General features: G+C 49.3%; 14 protein-coding genes. 10 read left to right on the forward strand and 4 right to left on the reverse strand.

What is annotated here, in order from left to right:
• Nucleotides 1-39 precede the first annotated feature (39 nt).
• Nucleotides 40-855, forward strand: a complete 816-nt coding sequence (locus H7U12_RS19210) for an alpha/beta fold hydrolase (RefSeq protein WP_186641161.1) — start codon at nt 40-42, stop codon at nt 853-855.
• A 322-nt stretch (nt 856-1177) separates the two neighbouring features.
• On the forward strand, nt 1178-4123 hold the full coding sequence (locus tag H7U12_RS19215) for a WD40/YVTN/BNR-like repeat-containing protein (protein WP_255897001.1): 2946 nt from the start codon (nt 1178-1180) through the stop codon (nt 4121-4123).
• Between the two features lie 116 nt (nt 4124-4239).
• Here H7U12_RS19215 and H7U12_RS19220 read toward each other — a convergent pair whose 3' ends face one another.
• Nucleotides 4240-4686 carry a response regulator gene (locus H7U12_RS19220; RefSeq protein ID WP_186641163.1) on the reverse strand — a complete coding sequence of 149 codons (447 nt, stop codon included), beginning with the start codon at nt 4684-4686 and terminating at the stop codon, nt 4240-4242.
• A 324-nt stretch (nt 4687-5010) separates the two neighbouring features.
• Between H7U12_RS19220 and H7U12_RS19225 the strand changes: the two genes are divergently transcribed.
• On the forward strand, nt 5011-6024 hold the full coding sequence (locus H7U12_RS19225) for a hypothetical protein (protein WP_194362576.1): 1014 nt from the start codon (nt 5011-5013) through the stop codon (nt 6022-6024).
• Between the two features lie 342 nt (nt 6025-6366).
• On the opposite strand, the gene H7U12_RS19230 is transcribed toward H7U12_RS19225, so the two are convergent.
• The gene (locus tag H7U12_RS19230; protein WP_186641165.1) at nt 6367-7971 is read right to left on the reverse strand and encodes a RagB/SusD family nutrient uptake outer membrane protein; all 1605 of its coding nucleotides are present in this window, start codon (nt 7969-7971) and stop codon (nt 6367-6369) included.
• 22 nt (nt 7972-7993) lie between these two features.
• Nucleotides 7994-11089: a SusC/RagA family TonB-linked outer membrane protein gene (locus H7U12_RS19235; protein WP_241749552.1), complete on the reverse strand. Its 3096-nt coding sequence runs from the start codon at nt 11087-11089 to the stop codon at nt 7994-7996.
• A 381-nt stretch (nt 11090-11470) separates the two neighbouring features.
• On the opposite strand from H7U12_RS19235, the gene H7U12_RS19240 reads away from it, so the two are divergent.
• Nucleotides 11471-11818: a DUF6970 domain-containing protein gene (locus tag H7U12_RS19240; protein WP_186641167.1), complete on the forward strand. Its 348-nt coding sequence runs from the start codon at nt 11471-11473 to the stop codon at nt 11816-11818.
• Between the two features lie 79 nt (nt 11819-11897).
• On the opposite strand, the gene H7U12_RS19245 is transcribed toward H7U12_RS19240, so the two are convergent.
• Nucleotides 11898-12887, reverse strand: coding sequence for an aspartate-semialdehyde dehydrogenase (locus H7U12_RS19245; RefSeq protein ID WP_186641175.1), 990 nt, complete (start codon nt 12885-12887; stop codon nt 11898-11900).
• Between the two features lie 177 nt (nt 12888-13064).
• Between H7U12_RS19245 and H7U12_RS19250 the strand changes: the two genes are divergently transcribed.
• From H7U12_RS19250 to H7U12_RS19275, 6 genes are all read left to right on the forward strand, one after another.
• On the forward strand, nt 13065-15635 hold the full coding sequence (locus H7U12_RS19250) for a lamin tail domain-containing protein (protein ID WP_186641178.1): 2571 nt from the start codon (nt 13065-13067) through the stop codon (nt 15633-15635).
• 120 nt (nt 15636-15755) lie between these two features.
• Nucleotides 15756-16511: a sulfite exporter TauE/SafE family protein gene (locus H7U12_RS19255; RefSeq protein WP_186641179.1), complete on the forward strand. Its 756-nt coding sequence runs from the start codon at nt 15756-15758 to the stop codon at nt 16509-16511.
• Between the two features lie 148 nt (nt 16512-16659).
• Nucleotides 16660-17748, forward strand: a complete 1089-nt coding sequence (locus H7U12_RS19260; protein ID WP_186641181.1) for a DUF6588 family protein — start codon at nt 16660-16662, stop codon at nt 17746-17748.
• 453 nt (nt 17749-18201) lie between these two features.
• Nucleotides 18202-21213, forward strand: coding sequence for a SusC/RagA family TonB-linked outer membrane protein (locus H7U12_RS19265; RefSeq protein WP_186641183.1), 3012 nt, complete (start codon nt 18202-18204; stop codon nt 21211-21213).
• Nucleotides 21214-21223: 10 nt separating this feature from the next.
• A complete protein-coding gene (locus H7U12_RS19270) occupies nt 21224-22588 on the forward strand; it encodes a RagB/SusD family nutrient uptake outer membrane protein (RefSeq protein WP_186641185.1) in 1365 nt (454 codons plus the stop codon).
• 364 nt (nt 22589-22952) lie between these two features.
• Nucleotides 22953-25340 (forward strand): prolyl oligopeptidase family serine peptidase, encoded by a 2388-nt coding sequence (locus H7U12_RS19275; RefSeq protein ID WP_186641187.1) that lies wholly within the window; start codon nt 22953-22955, stop codon nt 25338-25340.
• The last annotated feature ends 30 nt before the right edge of the window (nt 25341-25370 follow it).

Genomic DNA, 25370 nt, shown 5'->3' on the forward strand with positions numbered 1-25370 from the left:
TGCGTTTTCCGTAAAACAGGTCTTAAACGTTCAAGTAACATGACCAATACTCCTCTTGCCTATACCGAGGCCGGCTCTGGCCCCGCCCTTGTTTTCCTGCACGGCTTCTGCGAAAGCAAAGACGTCTGGACCGATTTTACCAAGCCTTTGGTGCACCAGTTCAGGGTTATCGCCCTGGATCTACCCGGCCACGGCGAAAGCCCCCAGACCGATGATTTCTCCATGGACAGCCAGGCGCGACAGGTACGGGAAACGTTGCAGACCTTGCAGGTGGAGAAGTGTCTGGTAGTGGGGCACTCCATGGGCGGGTACGTAGCCATGGCGCTCGCCGATCTGTTTCCTGATCTGCTGTACGGGCTGTGCCTGTTCCATTCCAGCGCGCTGCCAGATTCTGAGGAGAAAAAGGAGAATCGGAACAAAACCGCCGCCTTCGTGCAGAAACACGGAATAGAGAAATTCATGGACACGCTGGTGTCTCCGCTCTTTGCCGAAAGCAACCGCGCCTCCTGTGAAGCTGCTATCCAGAAAATGCAGACCATCGGGAAAGCCACACCTCTGGAGACCATTCTGGGTTGCCTCCAGGCCATGCGTGACCGGCCAGACCGAACCGAGGTGCTGAAAAATACAACCTTGCCGGTGTTTTTCCTGGTGGGGAAAGAAGACCCCGCGGTGCCGTTGGAGGCCATCTTGCAGCAGTGCCACCTGCCCGAGAACAGCATGACGTATTTTCTGGGGCATGTAGGCCACATGGGCATGTTTGAGAACACCGCCCTCACCCGGCAAGCCCTGCTGAAGTTTGCCGAAACCCTGTACCCGGCTAACGCGCAGAAATACAAAGCCGCTAATTCCTTTTAATCCAGAAGAATAATGTGACATCTTTTTTTGTACTCCTGAAAGCATCTTGTGGACGAACGGCAGTAGCAGTTAGTGCTGCAACTCTAGTTCGTTCACAAGATGCTTTCAGGAGTACAGAGTAGGTATTGGTTTGTCCAAGGACTTTCAACTGCCGTTTTAGGGCTTTTTTACAGAAAACAGCCCCAAAACGGCAGTCCTTTTTTCAGGCAAGTCGGTTTTCAGGGGGAGAGGGGAGGCAAATCACACGAGTGGGTTTCATTAACTCCTAATTTTCAGCTATTTTCAGAGCTGCAAACATTCTATCTACACAAACCTACTCCCTGTGCACTTTCCGCTACGCAAACCCTTGTACCCACTCATGCTGATGGGGCTTTTGAGCCTTCCGGCAGTGGCCCAGAAAAACAAAGAAAAGCAACCCGCCGCCACCTCGGCCAAAAGCCGCATGGATGGCTACCAACAGCGGTTACAGCTGCAGAAAAACTCCATCGTGAGCAACCTGCCGTTCCGCAACGTGGGCCCAACGGTCATGAGCGGCCGGGTAGTGGACGTGGACGTGAACCCCGCTGATCCCACCAACTTTTACGTGGCCTACGCCTCCGGCGGATTGTGGCACACCACCAACAACGGCATCTCCTTTGAACCACTGTTCAGTAACGAGACCGTCATCACCATCGGCGACATCAGCGTAGACTGGAAAACCAACACCATTTGGCTGGGCACCGGCGAGGCCAACTCCAGCCGTTCCTCTTACTCGGGGGTAGGGGTTTACAAGAGCACCGATGGCGGCAGAACCTGGCAGTACAAAGGCCTGCCCGAGTCGCACCACATTGGCCGCATCATGCAGCACCCCACTGATCCTAACACCGCTTGGGTAGCGGTGCTAGGCCACCTGTACTCGCCTAACCCGGAGCGCGGCGTCTACAAAACCACCGATGGCGGCTCTACCTGGAAACACATCCTGAAAGGCGGAGATGACAACACTGGGGCCGTAGATTTGGCCGTGGACCCGTCTAACCCCAATACCTTGTATGCCAGCATGTGGCACCGCGAGCGCCGCGCCTGGAATTTCGTGGAAGGTGGCAGCACCTCAGGCGTCTTCAAAAGCACCGACGGCGGCAACACCTGGCAGCGCATCACCGGCGGCTCCAGCGGTTTCCCGGCCACCGAGGGCATCGGCCGAATCGGTTTGAGCATCTTCCCGCAGAACCCTAACATCATTTACGCCAGCGTAGACAACCAGGACCTGCGCCAGGACATGAAACCCGCCGTAGCCACGGGCAACAGACTACGCAAAGAGCAGTTCAAGGACTTCACCAAGGAAGATTTCCTGAAGATGGACGATGCCGCCATCAATACTTTCTTAGAAGAAAATAACTTCCCGCGCCAGTACACGGCCAAAGCGGTGAAGGAAATGGTGAGCTCCGAGAAAATCAGGCCGGTGGCGCTATCCGATTTCCTGGTGGATGCCAATTCCATGATGGTGGAGACGCCGGTGACCGGTGCGCAGGTCTATCGTTCAGTCGATGCCGGCAAGACCTGGAAGAAAACCCACACAGGCTACATTGATGATCTGTACTACACCTACGGCTATTATTTTGGGGTAATCCGGGTGTCGCCGCTGAACGCGAATCATGTCTACATCCTGGGCGTTCCGCTGCTCAAATCGGAAGATGCGGGCAAAACCTGGAAAGAAATCGGCGGAGCCAACGTGCACTCAGACCACCAGGATCTGTGGGTGAGTCCCACGCGCGCCGGTCACCTGGTGAACGGCAACGACGGCGGCATCAACATCACCTATGACGATGGTAAATCCTGGTTTAAGGCCAACACGCCAGCGGTAGGGCAGTTCTATTCCGTGACCGTAGACATGGCGCAGCCTTACAACGTGTACGGCGGTTTGCAAGACAACGGCGTGTGGGGCGGTCCCAGTACATATTCTGCCAGCGCCGCCTGGACCGATAACGGCCGTTACCCGTATCAGCGCCTGGGCGGCGGCGACGGTATGATGGTGCAGGTAGATTACCGCGATAACAACACGGTGTACACGGGCTCCCAGTACGGCGCCTATTATCGCCTGAACAAAACCACCGGCCAGCGGCTATCCATCCAACCCAAGCACCAGTTGGGGGAACGCCCGCTGCGCTTCAACTGGGAAAGCCCTATTCTCTTGTCGCGCCACAACCAGGATGTGCTGTACTTCGGGTCAAACCGTTTCCACCGCTCCCTGAACAAAGGCGAGAACATGGAAGCCCTCTCGGGCGATTTGACCAAAGGTGGCCGCAAAGGCGATGTGGGCTACGGCACGCTGACTGCCATTGAGGAATCCCCTAAACGCTTCGGGTTACTGTACACCGGCTCAGACGATGGCCTCATTCACGTAAGCCGTGACGGTGGTTACACGTGGACGAAGATCTCGGATAAACTGCCGCAGGACATGTGGATCAGTGGCTTGGCCGCCTCTTCGGAAAACGAAGGCAGGGTGTACGCCACCTTGAACGGCTACCGCTGGGATGATTTTACTCCTTACCTGTTTGTGTCACAGGACTACGGCAAGACCTGGAAGCAAATTGGCAAAGATTTGCCAAAAGAGCCCCTAAACGTGGTGAAGGAAGACCCTAAAAACCCGAACCTGTTGTACGTGGGTTCAGACAACGGGCTGTATGTGTCGCTGGACAAAGGGCAGACCTTCCAAGCCTTGGGCGGCGATGTGCTGCCCGCCGTGGCGGTGCATGACCTGGCCATCCATCCGCGCGAGAATGATTTGGTGGTGGGCACGCACGGCCGCTCGTTGTACATTGGCAACGTGGCGCACCTGCAGCAACTCACGCCCGCGGTGCAGCAGAAAGCGGTGCACGCTTTCCAGATCAACGTGCCGCAGTACTCAGAGCGTTGGGGACAGAAATTTGGTGCCTGGGATGAACCGATGACGCCTTCCTTGACCATTCCGTATTTCGTGAAGTCCGCAGGCACTGCCACCGTGCGCGTGAAAACCGACAAAGGCCAAGTGCTGAAAGAACTGAAAGACCAGAGCGAACGCGGACTGAACTACGTCACTTATGACCTCACGCTGGAGCCTGCCAACGTGAGCGCCTACGAGCAAGCCCTGAACGAAGGACGTAAGGCGGGAGATCCCGTAAAAGTGACCCCTTCAGCCAATGAGCAGCTGTACCTGCGCCCGGGCAAATACGTGGTGGAAATTGAGGCCAACGGAAACAAGACCTCGCAGGAAATCACGCTGAGAGCACCAGAGCGCCGAGGACGGGAATAACCTGATTTTCGCTTCCTACCAGCAGTTCCGCTTTGGGCCCGTTTTCACGAAAACAGGGCCAAAGCGGAACTGCTGTTTACAGGCTGTTGCAATGTGGATGTAGGGCTGCCGCTGGGCTATTCATCAGTGGCGGAGGAAAAGGCCTGCTCCTCAGATGACCCGAAGAAGTGCTCTTTGATCAGGTGCAGGGCATCGGCTTGGGTGAGGGGCTTGGAGAGGTGTCCGTCCACGTCTGGGAAGTCCTTGAGGCGGTGCAGGTCATAGAAGCTGGCCGAGGAAGACAGGGCAAACAGCTTCTTCGCTTTCCGCTCCGGAGACAGGTGCTGGTACCGTTCCAGGAAGTCAAAGCCATCCATCACGCTCATTTTGATATCCACCAGAATCAAATCCAGTGGCAGCGCTGACTGCAGGTGCTCTGGGCTGTTCAGGTACGTCAGGGCGGCCTGGCCATCAGTGACCACATCAATCTGTTGCGCCACTTCCGCTTTGTTCAGGACGCGCTGGTTCATGTAGTTGGTGATATCATCATCATCAATCAACAGGACACGGTTAATCTTTTCCATGGTTGGGGCGCTGTATTTCCGGTAAAACTACTGTATACGCAAGAAGGAAAAGCAGGGGAGAAGGAAAATATTTATTGGAGAAACCCAGAACCGTGAAGCGTTGGATCATTTACTTCCCGGCGGGTGTAACCCTGGCCCACTGCGGGCCGTGTGAGAGAGGGAAAAGCCGGCTGGCGGGATTTTCCCTGCGGAGAACCAACCGAAAAAGAGTATCTTCCAGACGACAAAGTGACCACCCGCGTAATTGATTCATCCATTAAGTACTCCATGATTTTAAACTTGAAGAGGAAAGGCCACCGCCTTCCGTTACTGTGTGCCCTTGGCATGGGCCTGTTTTCCGCCTGCACCTCTGAAGGAACGCCCAAAGAGACCAATGAGACCAAGGCCGCAACCGTGGCATCGGTACGCCAGGACACCATCCCCGCCTCAGACTCCACCCTGAAAACCAAACCTGTCGCCACGCCTTCGGCTGATTCTGCCGCCGTTAGTGATTCTACGGCCTCTGCCAACCCCACCGGAATTGTAGTGAAAGACGAAGCCGCCGATAATCCGGGCGCCATTTTGCCGCACAAACGGATTGTGGCCTTTTACGGAAATCCGCTCTCCAAACGGATGGGGATTCTGGGCGAGATCGCCCCGGAGAAGATGCTGGCCAAACTGGACGGTGAAGTTAAAAACTGGGAGGCCGCTGATCCTAGCACGCCCGTTCAGCCCGCACTGCACTTGATCTTCGTGACCGCCCAGGGTGCCCCCGGCAAAGGCGGCATGTACCGGCTGCGCATGAGCGATCACTTAGCCGATACCGTGATTGCGTGGGCCGCCAAAAGAAACGCCATTGTTTTCCTGGATATTCAGATTGGCCGCAGCACCGTGGAGCAGGAATTGCCCCGCCTGGAGCAGTGGCTGAAACTGCCGCAGGTGCACCTGGGCATTGACCCGGAGTTCGCCATGAAGAACGGCGCCATCCCCGGGCGTAAAATTGGCTCCCTGGATGCCAGCGAAATCAACTACGCCACCAATTTCCTGAACGACATTGCTGTGAAGTACAACCTGCCGCCTAAGATTCTGGTCATCCACCGCTTCACGCAGCGCATGGTCACCAATTACAAGAACATCAAACTGCGGCCCAATGTCCAGTTTGTCATGCACATGGACGGCTGGGGCGACCGAGTCCTGAAGAAGAGCACCTATCTGGCTTACATCAAAAAAGAGCCTGTGCAGTACACCGGCTTCAAGATCTTCTATTACAACGATACCAAAAAGCCCGGCTCTAAGCTCTACACTCCTAAGGAAGTGCTGGCGCTGACTCCTAAGCCCATGTACATTCAGTACCAGTAGGCTTTAGGGATAAGGTTGAATTAGGCCTATTTTTAGAAAAGGAAGCCCAAAACAGAAGAGGCGCTCATTGAGCGCCTCTTCTGTTTTTACAGATGCTATACAATTCATTTGACGAATAGTAGAAGGGAATGATAAACGGTAGCGATAGTGGTGAATGGGTAGGTGATCTTGAGTTAGGAATGCCTTGCGGGCCTTGTCTTAACAAGTGGCTTGTTTCTGGCATCTTTTTTAAAACTAAACCTAACACAAGAAAGTTATTGGTTGAGACACCGACCTGGAAATAGCAGATTTGCTTTAAAACAAAACAGCCTACCAAGTTGGTAGGCTGTTTTATAAATGGATTTAATAATTCGGGTTCTGCTGTTTCGCTAGAACCGGATTAGCAGCAGTCTCGCTTGTAGGGATAGGCCAGATGAATCTGAAATCCTCGTATGGTACCGCTGGCACTGCAAAGGCGGCGGCTCTTACCGTGCCGCTAGCAGCGGCATAATCGGCTGCGGTGGTGTTGCCTTTGGTTACTTTGGCAGGGATGCCTTTGTACACATAGATACCTTCTACCGCTAACCGGAAAATGTCTTTCCAGCGTAAGCCTTCTGCCAGGAATTCGATTCTACGCTCGTCCACAATAGCTTGAATAAGTTTTTGAGGCGTGTCCAAACCAGCTGCTGTATAAACTTCAGTAGTAGCTCTTCCTCTTACCGCGTTCAAAAGTGCTAACGCCTTAGGAGTTGCTCCCTGAGTTCGCGCAATGGCTTCGGCCATATTCAGTAGTACCTCCGCATATCTGATGATAGGGGTATTGTCGGCCCAGGTCACCTTGTCACCGTTATATTTGGTGGTGTATCGGTAGCTGTTGGTGCTTACGTCGGTTAGCTGGGTTCTTCTCTTGTCAGCCGCTGGCCAAAAAGTTTGGTTCCAGATAACAGGGCTGATGGCTACCAAGGCACGGTTAGGAGCAGAGCCATACATCTGCGGCAGTGCACCGTTGGTAGAAGCATTGTCAATGGCAGAGTTAAGAATAGAGAAGATAGATTCTGTGTTATTCTTGTTACCCGCGCCAAATGGACCAGAAGGCTCTGCCGTTAATTTATAGCCGCCAATTGGGCTTGTGAAAGGAGCCGCGTCACCAGTTACTAACTTAGAAGCTTCAGTTATCACACCGGCATTATCTCCTTTGTGGAGCAATACTCTTGTTTTGAGTGCGATGGCCGCTCCTTGGGTAGCCCTTGTGATTTGGAAAGTACTTCTGGAGGCAGGGAGAGCTGCCTCAGCCTCGTTCAAATCTTTTAGGATTTGGTCATACACCTCTTTTACTGTATTACGCCCTTGGGTTTTCGCCTCATCTACGCGAGCTGGTGTGTTTACCGCGGTTAGTCTGATGGGAACACCCAAATGAGAAGCATCTCCGGTATGGTTGTAAGGACGGGCGAAGTTAGTGATTAACTCATGCATTGCTAATGCACGCAGGAATTGACATTCTGCCACGTATTCTTTAGCCACCTGCTCTGTGATAATGCCAGACGTAGCGGCTCCCTGAATACCCTCAATGGCCACATTAGCTTTGTTGATGAGAGCGTACAGCGTTTCCCACATGTATTGGTTATTGGCAGTAGTGGGGCTGTATAAGTTCTCATAGGTGGCTTGATAGAAGGCTTCCATGTTGAGCATGTCTTCACCTCTGTTATCCCCCTGTGCAATACTAGCTGCGCCAAAAGGATACCCTCTAACTGCTCCGCCAGCATAGAACCCGCTTTGAGCAGCGTCATAGACTCCATTCATGACAAGCTGGATTCTCGCTGCAGATTCAAAGGCGCCAATCTCCGTGTATCTGTCAGGAGCTTCTAAGTCTATTACCTCGTCTTCACAGGAGGTAATTGCGAATGATAAGGAGAACAAAGGTGCTACTAAGGCAACTCGTAAAATCCTTTTTATGGTATAGTTTTTCATTTTTGAAAATTCGATCTAAAAATTAAAATCCAAGGTTTACGCCAAAAGAGAGAACCCTTTGTTGTGGGTTTGTATTATAATCAACTCCAATAGAAGAAGACATTTCTGGGTCAAGACCTTTGTAGCCTGAGATGGTAAGTGCGTTCTGCAACTGAGCAAACACCCGTATTCTGTCTATTCTATACTTTTGGGTAAGTGTTTTTGGTACGGTGTAACCAAGTGTCACATTGCTCAGTTTCAGGAAGTCGCCGCTTTCCACAAATCTGGAAGAAGCCTCGTTCTCATTGTTGATGATAAGCTGTCTTCCTTGTCTCAATTTAGGAGTTTGGCCATCACCTGGGTTTTCGGCACTTTGCCATCTGCCTAAAATCTCTGTGCCATTGTTCTCAAACAACATGGTTAAAAGATCCTGACGGGTACGGTTCATGATTTTGTTACCTCCTGAGAACCGGAAGAAGATATTCATGTCGAAACCGGCAAACTTGACATTGTTGTCAAAGCCTCCAAACCAAGTTGGCAAAGCGCTGCCTAAAATCACTTTGTCTCCGGCACCTAACGAAGCTGCTTTGGTAACATCAGTAGGATTAGCTGGGTCATACAATTTGTACGAGTTGCCATTGATGTCGCCTTGGATGATAGATCCGTCTGCTTTTCTAAAGAGCGGGTTACCATTGGCCATATTCACGCCCTCATACACATAGCCATAGATAGACTGGAAAGATTCCCCAACTCTGATAATGTTGTAAGCACCTACAATGTCTTGTCCTTCTACTAACGCTTTTACTTCATTATTTTGAGTAGAGAAGTTCACACTTGAGTTCCAGGTGAATTTAGGAGACTCAATAACGTTGCCGCTTAATGAGAACTCTAATCCGTCATTCACCATTCTGCCGATATTTCTGAAAATGATGTTACCTGGTACTCCTAAAGAAGGAGGTGTTGGAGCTCCTAATACAATGTCATCATTGTCTTTCTTCCAGTAAGCAAATTCAAAATTCACTCGGCCGTTCAGCAAGGCCAGATCAAGGCCAATATCTGAAATCTTTTGTGTTTCCCATCTTAATAGCGGGTTACCAGTGTTACTAAAGGCAATACCGCTTTCTCCGCCGTATTGAACAGAACCAAAGCTACCTAGGTAACCATAGTTCCCGCTGGAGATACCGCTGTTTCCTACTTCAGCATAGCTACCTCTAATTCTTAAATCGCTGATGAAGCCGCTTGCAGCGGAGTTTTTGAAGAACTCTTCTTCAGAGATTCTCCAGGCGGCAGATGCGCCAGGGAAATAACCCCAACGGTTGTCAGGAGACAGTTTAGACAAACCATCTGCCCGAATAGATCCACCTATGTAGTATTTACCTCTAAAGTTGTAATTCACCCTAGCCAGGTAAGATGCCAAACCGTTTTCTTCTAAGTCACCGAAGATCTGCTGGGTGGTCAACGTTCCAGACTGGATGTTTTGATTAAAGAATCTGTCAGACAGAGTAGTACCACTTGCCTGGAAGAAAGAAGAGCGGCTTTTAGTGTATTCGGCCACTAAGGTTGCATCCAAATTGTGGGCGTCTTGGAAAGACTTGTTGTAGGAAAGAATGTTTTGCCAGTTCCAGGTATAGAAAGGGCTATAGGCTTGAGAAAGACTTCCTCCAGATGAGAGGCCGTCACCGTGTCTGGGATCAGTGTAGTTGAAGTCATCAACAATGCTGAAGTCAGTGCCTATCAGGGTTTTAAAGTTTAGATTGTCAATGATGTTGACGTTCAATGACGTGTTTCCTACAAAGCGGTAAGTTTTTCCTTTTCGCAGGTTATTTTCTAATACAAACATCTGGTTTGGAATACCGTTGGCAATAGTGATCAGGTTTGATCCTCTGCCCAAAGAGCTGCGGGTAGTAGCATCAATGTTATATCCGGTAGGATCATTAGGGTTATATACTGCTACGTTAGGCAACATCCGGATAACGGAGAATGTGTTAGCCGACAAGCTGTTAGTGCCTACCAAAGGACCTAAGTTGTCTTGGTGCGTAAGCCCTGTCTGCACATCCCAGGTAATTCTTTTATTTATCTTCTGGTTCAGGTTGGCTCTTAAGCTGTAACGGGTAAGGCTGTTGGCCACGGCAATACCCTCTTGGTCGCTAAACCCTAAAGACACATAGTACTTGGTTCTTTCTGTTCCTGCGCTGGCAGATAAGGTGTGGCTTTGCTGGAAGGCGGTTCTGTACACATAATCATTCCAGTTGGTGTTGGTTCCGTCAAAAACGGCAGGCAAAGATGTGGCGCCTGCATTTCTATATTTTTCGTTCTGAATCTCCACAAATTGTTCAGCATTCAAGAGATCATGGAGTTCAGTTGCTTCTGACCAGCCAGTCCAACCATCATAGTTGAACTTCACTTGGCCCTGTTTTCCTTGCTTGGTGGTAATGAGGATTACCCCGTTAGAAGCACGTGAACCATAGATAGCCGTAGCAGCACCATCTTTCAGAATCTCGTATGACTCAATGTCATTCGGGTTTATATCAGCGAGAGCGTTCACACTGGTAAATGCACCCACGTTACCGGAAGAAGCAGGCACCCCGTCTATCACAATCAAAGGTGAGTTGTTTCCTGAAATGGAGTTAACCCCTCTGATTCTTATGGTAGGAGGAGCGCCGAGAATACCTGATGGTTGCTGTACCACTACACCTGCTGCCCGACCGGCCAACTGCTGGTCAAAGCTTGGGGTAGCCAGGTTAGCGATGGCTTCTCCTTTTACTTGGGAAATAGAGCTGGTTACATCTCTTTTTAATTGTGTACCGTATCCAACTACTACAATCTCATCTAACGCCCGATCATCAGCTGCTAAGCGTACATTAACAGTAGACTGGCTTCCAACGGCTACTTCCTGGTTCGCATATCCAATAAAAGAAAACACTAATGTGCCACCCGCATTGGGCAAAGAGATAGAGTAAGAGCCGTTTACATCCGTTGGAGCGGCGGTGGTACTTCCTTTGAGTTGAACTGTCACTCCAGGCATTCCCTCTCCTGTTTGTGCATCAGTTACTCGTCCTGTGACAGTTCGTCCTTGCGCCCACGCTTGCCCAGCAAGTGTCAGCAACAGCACGAAGCTGAATAGTAAATTTTTCATCATGTGTTTGTTTGTTAGGTGGTGTAAGATTTGTACTCCTAAATATATATGTAAAAAAGTACCATACAAGCGTTTGGTTATCTATGTTTTGCAGAAGATTTTGGGTTCGTAACTTGATTTTATTAGAAGTTGGCAGAAAATGCAACTGTAAATTAATATTCTGTTAATATAGCAATCTATATATATGGCAATTTTGAAAAAAGTATAGAGGCTGCTGCGAGAAAAATATTTTTAGGCGGAGAAGTAAAAATAAATCATAACCTCATGGTTTTTACTGGCGCGTTGCCTTTGGCCTTATGAAGAAGCTGTTGGAAGAATGTTAAATTTCAATTCCCATGCAACCTCGGGAATGGTTTGGGTATCTTCTGTTCAAAGCCTGTTTCTATGAGATCCTTCTATGCTTTCTGTGTGCTCTGTCTTCTGGCCTTTACTTCCTGTGAAGAGGAGCAGGTGTATAAGACATGTGTGGTGGGAAATCCTACCCAAGAAATAGGGTGGCTGCGGGAGAAGGTGAGCGAGTTGCAGAAGTCAGAGTACTGCCAGTTCGTGCAGACAGGCAACTGGAAAGGTAGAACCGTTTTTGTGCTGGGCAACTGTGACCCTCTTATCAACTCCATCAATTCAGTATATGACTGTGACGGCAATCTGCTGTGTTACGGCGGCGATGAAACTTGCCCCAATTTCGCCCGGGAAGTAAAAGGCGTTAAGCTGGTTTGGACAAACGGGAAATAACGAACGGTCCATAAACAGGAAAGGGCACCTCTGCAGAGGTGCCCTTTCCTGTTTATGGACCGTTTTTGGGAAAACGGATCTAAACCAATTTGTTTTCTACCAGGTACTCGGCAATCTGAACGGCGTTGGTGGCGGCTCCTTTTCTTAGGTTGTCGGCCACTACCCACATATTTAATGTGTTCGGTTGGGTTTCGTCCAGTCTGATGCGGCCTACCAGCACTTCGTCTTTGCCGTGGGCATCCATGGGCATCGGGTATTTCAGGTTCGCCACATCATCTACCACGGTCACGCCCGGGGTTTCCTGCAGCAAGCGGTATACCTCTTCCAGGGTGAAGTCTTTTTCAAACTCCACGTTCAGAGACTCGGAGTGACCGCCCATCACTGGGATACGAACCGTGGTGGCCGTTACCCGGATGCTGTCATCGCCCATGATTTTCTTCGTCTCGTTCACCATCTTCATTTCTTCCTTGGTGTAGCCGTTGGCCTCGAACACGTCAATGTGTGGAATCACGTTCAGGTCGATAGGGTAGGCGTAGGCTTTTTCGCCTTCTTTGCCAGCGCGCTCGTTCATCAGCTGGTCTACCGCTTTCTTGCCCGTTCCGGTCACTGACTGGTAGGTGCTCACCACAATGCGTTTGGCCTTCAGGGCTTTGTGCAGGTGATTCAGCGCCACCACCATCTGAATGGTAGAGCAGTTAGGGTTGGCGATGATCTTGTCTTCCGGGGTCAGTTCAACCGCGTTAATTTCTGGAACCACCAGCTTCTTGGTGGGGTCCATGCGCCAGGCCGAAGAATTGTCCACCACGGTGGTGCCGGCGGCGGCAAATTTAGGGGCCATCTCTTTGCTCACGCTTCCGCCCGCCGAGAAGATAGCGATCTGGGGTTTCTGGGCAATGGCCTCTTCCATCCCGATCACGGTATATTCCTTGCCCTGGAAATTCATCTTCTGGCCCACTGATTTCTCAGAGGCTACTAACAACAATTCGTCCACTGGGAAGTTACGCTCCGCCAGGACCTTCAGCATCTCGCCACCCACTAGGCCGGTGGCGCCTACTACAGCTACTTTCATGTAAGGGTGTATTAATATTTAAGCAACGGTGCTCAAAGGAAAAATGCGAAGACATGGTTCCTCTGATAATCGGACCTGGAGCGTTTTTGACTTGTTTTCTGAAAATCAGGCAGAAAGCACCCGGGGTCTGCCACAAAGTAAGCCAACTTTTCACGATAATTAAAGTAGAGGCTAACTATGAGGCAACTGTTTCTTGTTTTTGTTCTATGGTTGGTGGATTTACCTGTTCTGCAAGCCCAGCTGCAGGAGTCTTTCACCGACGGAGACTTCACGCAAGGCCCGGTTTGGGCAGGCGATAAAGAATATTTTCAGGTGAACAGTGCCGGGCAACTGCAAAGCCAAGGCCCCGCTGTCACGGGTACCACGCTGCACCTGTCCACGGTTAACCACGCGGCCCTTGCCACCCAGTGGGAGTTTTACATACGGCTGGGTTTTGCAACCTCCGCCGGTAATCTGGCAGAAGTGTACCTCCTTTCTGATGTGCCTGATCTCAAAGGTGCCCTGCGAGGGTATTTTGTGCGGGTGGGCGGCACCGAAGATGAAGTAAGTCTCTACCGCAAAGACGGCAGCGTGGTCACCAAGATTATTGATGGAGCAGACAAAAGTATTGCCAGTTCTGATAATAAGTTTTGGGTCCGGGTTACCCGCTCCGCCACCCATGACTGGACGCTTGAACTGGATGTGACTGGCACGAAAGAGCATTATGAAGCCCAGGGTTCCGTGCAGGATGCCCGGTATGCTGCCTCCTCTTACGCCGGAGTACTGTTCCGGTATTCCCAAGCCAATGCCCAGCGGTTTTACTTCGATGATTTTACGATTCGGGAAATGGGGGCGACGCATCTGGTGAGCGCGGTTCCCGAAGACCCAACTACCGTAACGCTGACGTTCTCTGAGCCGGTTCAGGAAGCGGCCGCGGTCAATATTGCCAATTACCGGCTCAACGGAGATGGGGTGCCCGTGAAAGCAGATTGGCAAGCTTCCGCTCCGCAGGTGGTAAAATTGCGGTTCGCTCAAAACTTTAGCACGGGGACCAATCAACTCGAAATCCTGCGCGTCCTGGATGCGGATGGAAACCTGACCTCCAACCTTACGGGCGCTTTTTCCTTTTCGCCAACGGCCCTGCCGGGCGATGTCCGGATTACGGAAATCTATGCCGATGTCAATCCTCTACAAGATTTACCAGCCGCCGAGTTTATTGAGATCTACAACCGCAGTGACAAAACCTTCAATCTGCAGGGCTGGAGGTATTCAGATGCAACCAGCGCCGCCGGAGTTATGCCAGAATATCTGCTTCGGCCCGGTGCTTACCTTATCCTCTGTGCCGTCGCTGACACTGCGCTTTACCGTCCGTTTGGAGCTGCGTTGGGACTTCCGGCGTTTCCTTCCCTCAATGACAGCGGTGATGACGTAGAGATTATCGACCCGAAGGGGAATTTGATTGACGTGGTGCGTTATTCCTCCGGCTGGTACCGTGACGCAGAGAAAAGAAACGGCGGATGGAGCCTTGAACTGATAGACGTGAACAGCCGGTGCGCCGACGCCTCCCAGTGGAGAGCCTCCGGTCACCCCAAGGGCGGTACTCCAGGACAAGTCAACTCTGTTCAGCAGATAGACCAAGTGGCTCCAGTTCTGGAGCAGGTAGTGGCAACTAGCCCCAATACGCTTCTACTTACTTTTAATGAGCCGTTAGATAGCGTAGAGGCCGCGCAGGTAAGCCATTATTCCATTGCCGGGGGTATTACGGTGCGACAGGCGAAAGTGCTGTTCCCGGATTTAACGCAAGTGGAGCTAACCTTAGCCACGCCTCTACGGGAAAACGAACGCTATACGGTGACCGTGCAAGGGCAGAGAGACTGTGCCGGCAACGTAGGTGCGGCGCAACAGCAGACCGTGGTTCTGCCGGGTACTCCTCAGCCGGGCGATGTGGTCATCAATGAAATCCTGTTCAATCCCAGGCCCGGCGGGGTAGACTTCGTGGAGATTGTGAACAAGTCCGGGAAGTACCTGAATCTACAAGGCTGGAAATTAGCCAACCGAGCTGATGGGCAGGTCGCAAATACCCATGAGACAAGTCTACAGCAGCTTCTATTGGCTCCCGGAGAATACCTGGTGCTGACCTCCAGCCCGGTCACCCTGCAGAGTGAGTACCCCCAAGGCCACGCCGACAGGTACCTGGCATTGCCTGCCCTGCCCTCGTATCCCGATGAGGCCGGTAGTGTGGTGTTGCTTCTGCCCAACGGGACAATTGTAGAGGAAGTCCGCTACCAAAGCAGTCAGCATTTCCGGCTGATTTCTGATCCCGAGGGTATTTCCCTGGAGCGCATCTCCCTCAATGGCCCATCCACGGAAGCCAACTTTTACTCGGCGGCTACTCATGTGAAAGCCACGCCCGGGTATGAGAACTCTCAGGCCCGAGAAGGTATCCTTTCTGATGATCGCTTAACCCTGCAACCCAGGACTTTCACGCCAGACGGAGATGGGGTAGATGATGCCCTGCTGCTGCAGTTCAGGTTGCCGCAGGCGGGTTTCACGGCATCGGTGTCTATTTATGACGCGCAGGGCAGATTCATCCGGAAGCTTTCAGGCAACGCCCTGCTTGGGGCTGAAAGTATGCTGCAGTGGGATGGCCTGACCGAAGCCGGAGCGAAAGCCGCCATCGGGTACTATGTGGTGTTGGTGGAGTTGTTTAACCTGCAGGGACAGAAAGAAGTCCTGAAGCAGACGGCGGTGGTAGGCGGGCGTTTTTAGGCTATTTTTCCATAAATAAGGCAAAAACAGGTTCTGGTGTCCTTCCGCTTTTGAATAACCCGCACATTTTCAGAATATTTGCGGTTCCATTTGCCGTCAAAGCGGCGTAAGCATTCAACGTTGGATATTCTGTACCTGTGCCTGTTCGCTTTTCTGGCAGGTTTGATTGATTCTGTGGTGGGCGGCGGCGGACTGATCCAACTGCCCGCCTTGTTTGTGTTTCTCCCGCACGTGCCCGTGCCCACTGTGTTTGGCACCGGTAAACTCTCCAGCATTGCGGGCACCTCCGTGTCTATGTGGCGCTATGCCCGAAACGTGGAGATCAATTGGCGGGCCCTCTTGCCGGCGGCTATCACCGCCTTTGTGTTTTCTTTTCTAGGAGCCCGGGCGCTTAGCCATTTCAATGCCGATCTGCTGCGGCCCTTGATTCTGGTGCTGCTCATCTCCGTGGCGGTGTACACCTTCTTCCGGAAAGATTTCGGGGCGATTCACGCTCCACGCCTGGCGCCGGCCAAGGAAATCTGGTACGGGGTAGCCGTAGGGGTGGTGATCGGGTTTTACGACGGATTCTTCGGCCCCGGGACCGGGTCTTTTCTCATGTTCATCTTCGTGGGGGTTTTCGGGTTCAACTTCCTGACTTCCTCGGCCTCGGCCAAGGTGGTGAATGTTGCTACCAACCTGTCGGCGCTGTTGTATTTTGGCTACAAAGGCTATATCCTGTACCACATCGGCATTCCTATGGCCGTCAGTAGCGTTGTCGGTTCTATGGTGGGAACCCGCATTGCGTTGGTGAAAGGGTCTGGTTTCGTGCGCAAGTTGTTTCTGGTGGTGGTCTCGGGCATCATCCTCAAGTTTGCCTATGACACCTTTAAGTAATATCCTGTTTAGCGGCTCTTTTTAGGAAAATGCCCGGAAAACAGTTGGTCCTTTCAGGTAAAGTGGTGGCGGCTGTTTGATGTTTTCTGGATTTTGTAGAAGTTCGCGAACTCTTTAACGTACTGAACTGAATTAATTTAACTATCCGATGAAGCACGCTCTCCGTAAATTCTCCCTGATGGCTTTGCCAGTAGTTGGGATTTTGTTGGCTACTCCTGCCGTGCATGCCCAGCAAGCCGTGGGGAATGTCATCAAAGCCGGGCAGGAAGACGCGAATAAATTGATCCAGGCGTATATTGAGCCCGGTGGCAAAGCCGTTGGGCACGGCCTTAACGGTGGTTGGTTCAACTCCGGGAAAGCCATGGGCTTAGGTCGGTTTGATGTGCGCATTTTCGCCACCGGCGTATTTGTCCCTAAAGACCAGACTTCCTTCGATATCTCAAAGCTGGACCTGAAGAACATTCGACCAGCCAACGGGGAATCTACTATTGCCCCAACTATTTTCGGCTCGGATGACGACGGTCCCGGGATGGTGGTCTATGGGCGAAATCCTGTCACCAACCGGGAGGAAGAGCTAACCAGATTCAACACGCCGCCCGGCATCGGCTTCAAGAACCTGCCCGTTCCTATGGCGCAGGTGAGCGTTGGCCTGATCAAAGACACTGAGATTGCGGTTAGGTTTATTCCCGAGACTAAGCATGAAGAGTATTCCGGCAAGCTTTGGGGACTAGGGGTGAAGCACGGCCTAAAGCAATGGATTCCGGTTGTCAGTGCCATTCCTGGGTTTGACATCACCGCTTTTGGAGGATATACTCACTTTGAAACTGCCGCTGATCTTGACATAAACCCCGATGCCGCTGCCTACCGTACAACTCAGCAACAGCAGGCGGGTTATTATGACAACCAACAACTGGTGTTTACTACCAAAGCCTGGACCGCTAGTCTGGTCGCCTCTAAAACACTTAGCGTCATCACAGCCTACGGAGGCCTGCGATACAGCCATGTCTCCACTGATGTAAACGTGAACGGCCGCTTCCCTATCACTTCTTTCCGGGTCACTCCGCCTAACCGGTACATTGAAGACGTGGAGAACCCGGTCATGGTAAAGGTGGAAGACAGCCAGATAGGGCTGACGGCTGGGTTGCGCCTGAAGCTAGCGTTCTTCTCTATTTATGGTGAAGGTACTTTGGCCAAATACCCTACCGCTACTGCGGGCATCGGGCTCGGTTTCAATTAGCGAAGTAGATACCCTGTAAAGCCAAGAGCCTCTGCCGATTTATCGCCAGAGGCTCTTGGCTTTACAGGGTGGGCGTTGATTCAGTTTATCTACTTGAAAGTAGAGTAGTTAGGTAGTTTAAAAGCCTATGTTGGATAAATTATATTACTTGTTAAATAATTCAAAATAATAGGTTGGATTATTTCTTGTAAGGGTATATGCTTGAATCTATTGACAAAATTAAAAGCATCGTGTGTGTTAAATAGGAATATGACAAATAGTGTGAGGGCAATTGGATTCTATTTATCACATTAGTGGGGTGAAGTCAATTTGCGAAGAGGTGCTATACGCATATGTTTGCTGAAGGTTCGCATTTGGACCAGGTTTTTGCTGTTAATAATTTGTTACTATTGATAGAGTAGGTAAATTGGGCTATCAAATCAAATTATAACAATAAACAAACAACCCAAACACATGAAGAAAGCTTTACTATACAGCTTCGTTTTGATGCTGGCGCTTGTGACTCAGGCGTGGGCTCAAACACGGACTGTAACAGGACGAGTGACTGACGCGCAAACAGGAGAGGGAATGCCTGGTGTGACAGTTCAACTCAAAGGATCTACGACCGCCGCACCAACGGACGTAAATGGCTCCTATTCTATCAATGTTCCTTCCGCAGGAGGATCATTGGTTTTCTCCTTTATTGGATACACAAACCAAGAAGTTACTATTGGAACCCAATCAACTGTAAATGTTCGGTTGTCTACCGATGCTGAGGCTATTCAAGAAGTAGTAGTAGTAGGATATGGTACCCAAAGCAAGGCAAGGGTAACTTCATCAATTTCAACAGTACAGGCTGCTGAAATTAAGGACCAACCTGTACCTAACGTGGCCCAAGCACTACAAGGTCGTGTAGCTGGTGTTCAAGTTAACTCAGGATCAGGTCGTCCTGGTGCTCCTATTAACATAGTAGTAAGGGGCCGCTCGTCTATCGCTGCTGGAAATGACCCTCTCTATGTGGTAGATGGTGTTATTCTTCCTAGTAACAGTGCTGCTACACCTTCCAGTGCAGGTGCTGGTATTTCAGCGCTGGCTAACCTCAATCCCGAGGACATCGAGTCTGTTGATGTATTGAAAGACGCCGCCGCAGCTGCTATCTACGGATCAAGAGGATCTAATGGTGTGATTCTTATCACAACTAAATCTGGAAGCAAGTCTGATAAGACTACTGTAAATCTGTCAGCTTATTCAGGTGTTCAGTCATTGACTAACACTCTGGATTTTATTAACGCATCTGAATACAGAACTCTCTATAATGAGGCAAGATCTACCGTTGGACTGCCTGCTCTGTTCACGCCAGAGCAAGTAAACAACCCAGAAGCAAACGTTAATTGGTTGGACGAAATTCAGCGGGATAGATCAAAAGTTGAGAACATTCAGCTTTCTCTAACGTCTGGAGGTAATTCAAAAACCCAATTCTATACTTCTTTGAACTATTTCAAACAAGATGGAGCATTGTTGAATGGCGAATTTAAGCGCTATTCAATAAGAACAAACGTTACGCACCAGTTAAGTGATGTATTTAGAGTGGGATCAAATTTAGCTATTTCTAAATCTTTGAGAGATGAGACACCAGTAGACAACAGTATCTTCTCTCCTTTTCCTAGAGCATTGGTAGCAAGACCAGATCAGCCTATTTATAAAGCAGATGGTACTTTTGCAGTGAACAGCTTTAACAACCCTGTTCATATGTTCCAGTCTCTTAACTATGTGAATCTTGCAAATATCTTCAACAGTACATTTATTGAAGCTAATATTCTGCCAGGGTTGAAGTTCCGTTCAGCATTTGGTTTGGATTACACATACTTAGATCAAAGAACCTATAACCCAACTACCTCACTTTCTGGAGCTGGATCAAATGGTTCTGCTTCCTCAGGATATGTGCAAACTCAGAATATCTTAACTACGCAGACCTTATCTTATGGCAAGGACTTCTTTGATGATAAGCTGTTCGTAGATGCAACTGCAGTTTATGAATTCCAGTGGAATGACAGAGAGAACAATCGTGTAGATGGAACAAATTTCCCATCTGATTTGACTCCTTATCTTACTTCTGCTGCTTCTATTACTGGTGGAACTGCTTCACAGACCAATTTCAGAATTGAGTCTATGTTGGCAAGGTTGAACTTGACTTGGGAGGATAAATATCTGTTAGGTGCCTCTATCAGAAGAGATGGTTCTTCTAAAATTCCGGAAGCCGGAAGATTTGGTTACTTCCCTTCTCTGTCAGCAGGCTGGATAATCTCAGAAGAGTCTTTCTTGAAAAATAATGAGATATTAAATTACCTGAAAGTAAGATCTAGCTATGGTACTACTGGTAACCAAGAGGGTATTGGAAACTTTGCTTCCAGAAGGTTGATTGGTAGTGGTGCTAATTACAACGATAGCCCTGGTTTAGCTTTGAGTGCTATTGGAAGCCCTAATTTGAAATGGGAAACAACCAAACAATTCGATGTGGGATTAGAGTTCTCTTTATTTAATAGCAGAATTGATTTCTCAGCCGACTACTATACTAAGAAAACAACTGACCTCTTGTTAAACCGTCCGATTCCAAGTACAACTGGTTTTTCAACCATTCTTGAGAACATCGGTAGCATGAGAGGGGAAGGCTTTGATTTTCAAGTTTCCAGTAAAAACTTAACTGGAGAGTTCAAATGGAATACTTCATTGAATGTCTCTACTTTCAAGAATGAGGTTACAGAACTGTATGAGAATCAGCCTATCAACGGTTCATTTGTGACTAGAACAATGGTGGGCCAGCCATTAGGTTCTTTCTTCTTGATCAAGTCATTAGGAGTAAATCCTGAAACTGGTGACATGATGTATGAAGACCTTGATAAGAATGGTGTCATCAGTGACGCTGACAGACAATATCTAGGAAGCCCGTTGCCTGATTTCTTTGGTGGTATCACGAACAACTTCTCTTACAAGAACTTTGATCTTGGTGTATTCTTCCAGTATTCTTATGGAAATGAACTATATAATTTGTCAGCTGAAGGTACAGGAGGATATGCTAGTTTAGGTGCTGCTGCTACTGCAACAGCTGGTGTTCCAGTAAACGTTGCAAAAGACGTGTACGAAGGCCGTTGGACTCCAGAGAATGTTAATGCTGAATATCCAAGAATTGTAGGTGGTGCAGCAGGAACTAACAACACTAGAAGATCGTCACGTTACTTAGAGGATGCCAGCTATTTGAGATTGAAGAACATAACATTAGGTTACAACTTGCCTAGAACCTTGACTTCCAAGATCAAAGTGAGCAATGCCAGAATATATTTAACAGGGCAGAACATTTTAACCTTTACTGACTATTCAGGATTTGATCCTGAAGTTACCTCTGATTATACGGTTGGAAACCTAGGTGTGGATCAAGGCAGTATCCCTCAATTCAAAACGTATATGTTAGGTTTAAATCTTAGCTTTTAATTAATTGAGAATGAAAAATAAAGTTCTTTTGTCATGTCTGTTGATGGCAGGTATGATGTTTACCTCTTCCTGTGAAGATCAATTAAAAATTGACCCGACAGCGTCCCTTGCACCTGAATTGGTGGGGCCATCTGATGCATCAAAGCTTTTGACTGGTATATATGATGCATTGCAAGAAGGTGGAACTAACTATATTTACCTTAGCTACGTTACGGAAGACCTATCAGCGGATAACCTGGTTTACCGAGCAACCTTCTTCCAACATGGTGAAGTAGATAATAATGCTATTCTGACCGATAACGTTTTAGTGTCTAGATATTTCAGTGGGCCTTATGTGGCAATACAAAGAGCCAATGATTTAATTGAGATATTAAACACGAACGCGTCCATCGCTGAAAGCGTGAAGAAGCCTATGTTAGGTCAGGCACATTTTCTAAGAGCTTACGCTTATTACAAATTGGTGACTCTGTTTGGAGGTGTGCCAATTGTAGATAACAGAGATGTTGTCAAAGTGAAAAGAAACACTGAAGAAGAAGTGTATAACAAGATCATCGAAGATCTTAAATTGAGTATTGACAATGCTCCTTCTTTCACTAACAATTTCTTTGCTTCTGCTGAGGCTGCAAAAGGTCTGTTAGCTAGAGTTTATTTGATCCGTAAGAACTTCCCATTAGCCAAGCAATATGCTAATGAAGTAATCACGTCCAACAAGTTTACCGTTGCGACTGATTATAACTCAATTTGGGCTCCTCCTTACAAGTCATCTGAACATATTTTCACGTTGAACTTTACTACTACTGAAGGTAGTAACTCACTTTCTTACTTCTTGCAACATGCCTCGATGCCAGGTGGTGGAAGAGCGGAGTTGCCGGTTGATCAGTCTTTGATTGATGCTTACGAGCCAGGAGACAAGAGAAAAGAAGCCTCGGTAGTGCAGGTAGCTACTGCTCCAGCTGGCTGGTATTCTTATAAGCATAGAGATCCAAATGGTACTGGTGGGCATCCTTTGTATGTTCTGCGTATTTCTGAAATGTATCTGATTGCAGCTGAAGCTCAGTACTTAATCTCTAACAGTGCTACTGACGCGGAAGCATTGGCTAGTATCAATTATATCAGAACAAGAAGAGGACTTGGCGAATTGGCTACCCTAGATTTGCAGAAAGTCATCCACGAAAGACGTGTAGAATTGGCTTTTGAAGGTACAAGATGGACTGATATGAAGCGTACTCCGTCTCCTACAAATCCACAGAAATCATTAGCTACTGTTTTCCTTGAATCAAAAGGTAGAACGGCAAATGATGCACTGTATCCAATTCCGCAGAGTGCTATCAATACAAATGAGTTGTTGCTTCCTAACAACCCAGGATATAATTAATATCAGCATTCTGTCCATAAAAAAAGCACCGAAGAATATTCTTCGGTGCTTTTTTTATGGACAGAATGCTGATCCTTTTAGGTGCAGGAATTTCAATGATGATAGAGTAGAGAGTTCTATTACTTGAGCATGATTGATGTAGAAGTTTCATAGGCAAATGAAGATAAATATCCAGAAAACTCTATCTTGTAATGGCTCATTAACTGCTATGGAGAATAAGCTGTAGCAGGAAGTTATTTGACTACGATTAAAATGCTTTTGTAAAAGTACGGTAGTTTCATGCAGCATTTCAGAAAAAGCGTTCATCTTTGGCCTTATAGTTTATATTCCAGTTTTAGATCTATTTTTCAAAAACAGCTTCAAAATGCGTTTACTAAAATCAGTATCTGCAGTAGTAGCCATGATACTGCCGCTGTGCACCGTCAGTGCCCAGACCAAGCCTGCCCTTACGGTAGAGAGGATCATGCAAGACCCGGCCCAATGGGTAGGCACCTCGCCCAGTAATGTCTATTGGTCTGATGACAGCAAGCAGGTGTATTTCCAATGGAATCCGGAGAGAGCCAAGCGTGATTCACTGTATGTACTGCAGAGTGGCAGCCGAAAGGTGAGCAAAGTGTCCGCTGCTGAGCGGAAGAAACTCTTCACGCCGGGAGGAGTGTATAATCAGAAGAGAACCCTGCGGTTGTATGAGCGCGGCGGCGATCTCTTTCTGGTAGACGTGAAATCCGGGAAACTGAGGCAACTCACCAAAACGGTTGAGCGGGAATCCTCGCCCGCCTTTGCGTTTGATGAACAGGAAATCACGTATGTGAAAGACGGAAACCTGTATGCCTGGAGCTTAGGCAACGGCCAGACAAGGCAGCTGACTGATTTCAGGAGGGGCCGCAAGCCAATAGATCCGGATCTAATCAAAGACCCGCAAGAACGCTTTCTGCGCGAGCAGCAGACAGAACTGTTGCAGATTATTCAGAAGCGGGAGGAAGACCGAAAACAGCAGCGTATTGCCCAGAAGGAGGCTTACCGGAACAGGCCCAAGGAAATCTACACCGAAGAAAAGTCGGTTGATAATATTGTCCTGAGCCCGAATGAGCGCTACATCACGTACCGCCTGGTAAGCAGGCCCACGAACAGCAAGATAGCCCAAGTCCCCAACTATGTGACCGCCTCGGGATATACAGAGGAAATTCCTACCCGTAACAAAGTAGGCGATGATCAGGCTAGCTATGAAATGGGGCTGTATGATCTTCAGGCCGACACCACCTACTTGGTTTCTTTCAAGAGCTTACCCGGCCTTCAGGAGAAGCCGGCTTACCAACGGGAGAATCAGAAAGGAGCAAAAGCAGACTCTTCCCGGACCTCCGGAGACCTGAGAAAAGTCATGATGTTTGGGCCTTACTATTCACCCGACGGGAGGAAGGCGGTTTTGGTGGCCCGATCACACGACAACAAAGACCGCTGGCTGATGACGTTTGATCCTGCCACGCGGGCAATCAAGGTGCTGGACCGCCAGCATGACGATGCCTGGATCAACGGCTATGGCCCCGGCGAGATTGGGTGGATGCCTGACAATGAAAACGTGTGGTTTGTCTCCGAGGAAAGCGGCTATGCGCATCTGTACACGGTAAATGCAGCGAATGGGCAGAAAAAGGCCTTGACCACTGGCAAGTTTGAGGTACAGAGTGTGCAGATGGCATCGGATAAAAAGTACTGGTATTTCAGCACCAACCAGGTGCATCCGGGAGAGCAGCACTTCTACAGAATGCCTTTAAAAGGGGGAAAGATGGAGCAGATCACTAAAATGACGGGCGCGCACGAGGTGACCATGTCTCCTGACGAAAAGAACCTGGCCATTCGGTATTCTTACTCCAATAAACCTTGGGAGCTTTACCTGATGGACAACAAGCCCGGGGCAAAACCGGTGCAAATCACCAAGTCCACTACGCCGGAGTTTAATGCCTATCCTTGGCGCGAGCCAGAGGTGATCACCTACAAAGCCGCCGATGGAGCCGATGTGCACGCCCGCTTGTACAAGCCCGCCAACGCAACCGGAACGGGTCCGGCCGTGATTTTCGTGCATGGCGCGGGGTATCTGCAGAACGCGCATAAGTGGTGGAGCACCTATTTCCGGGAATACATGTTCCATAACCTGTTAGTAGACAAAGGCTATACCGTGCTGGACATTGACTACCGCGGAAGCGCCGGTTACGGCCGTGACTGGCGAACTGGAATCTACCGGCACATGGGCGGTAAAGACCTGAGTGACCACGTAGACGGTGCCAAGATGCTGGTGGAGAAACATGGAGTAGACCCCAAGCGCATCGGGATCTATGGTGGTTCGTACGGCGGTTTTATCACCCTGATGGCCATGTTCACCCAACCAGATGTGTTTGCCGCAGGTGCCGCCCTGCGTTCGGTTACAGATTGGTCGCATTATAACCACGGCTATACCTCCAACATCTTGAACCAGCCGCAGGATGACAGCCTTGCCTACGTACGCAGCTCACCCATCTATTTTGCCGAGGGGCTGAAAGGGGCGCTCCTGATGTGCCACGGCATGGTAGACACCAACGTGCATTTCCAGGACATTGTGCGACTGTCACAGCGCCTAATCGAGCTGAAGAAAGAGAATTGGGAGCTAGCCGTTTATCCGGTGGAGGACCACGGCTTCGTAGAGCCCAGCAGCTGGACCGATGAGTACAAACGTATCTTAAAGCTTTTTGAGGCTAATTTGAATAAAACATCGCCAAAATAGCAATCGGCTCAAAAACAGAAAAGCCCGTTT

The organism is Rufibacter sediminis (genome assembly GCF_014269285.1).
GTDB lineage: Bacteria > Bacteroidota > Bacteroidia > Cytophagales > Hymenobacteraceae > Nibribacter > Nibribacter sediminis.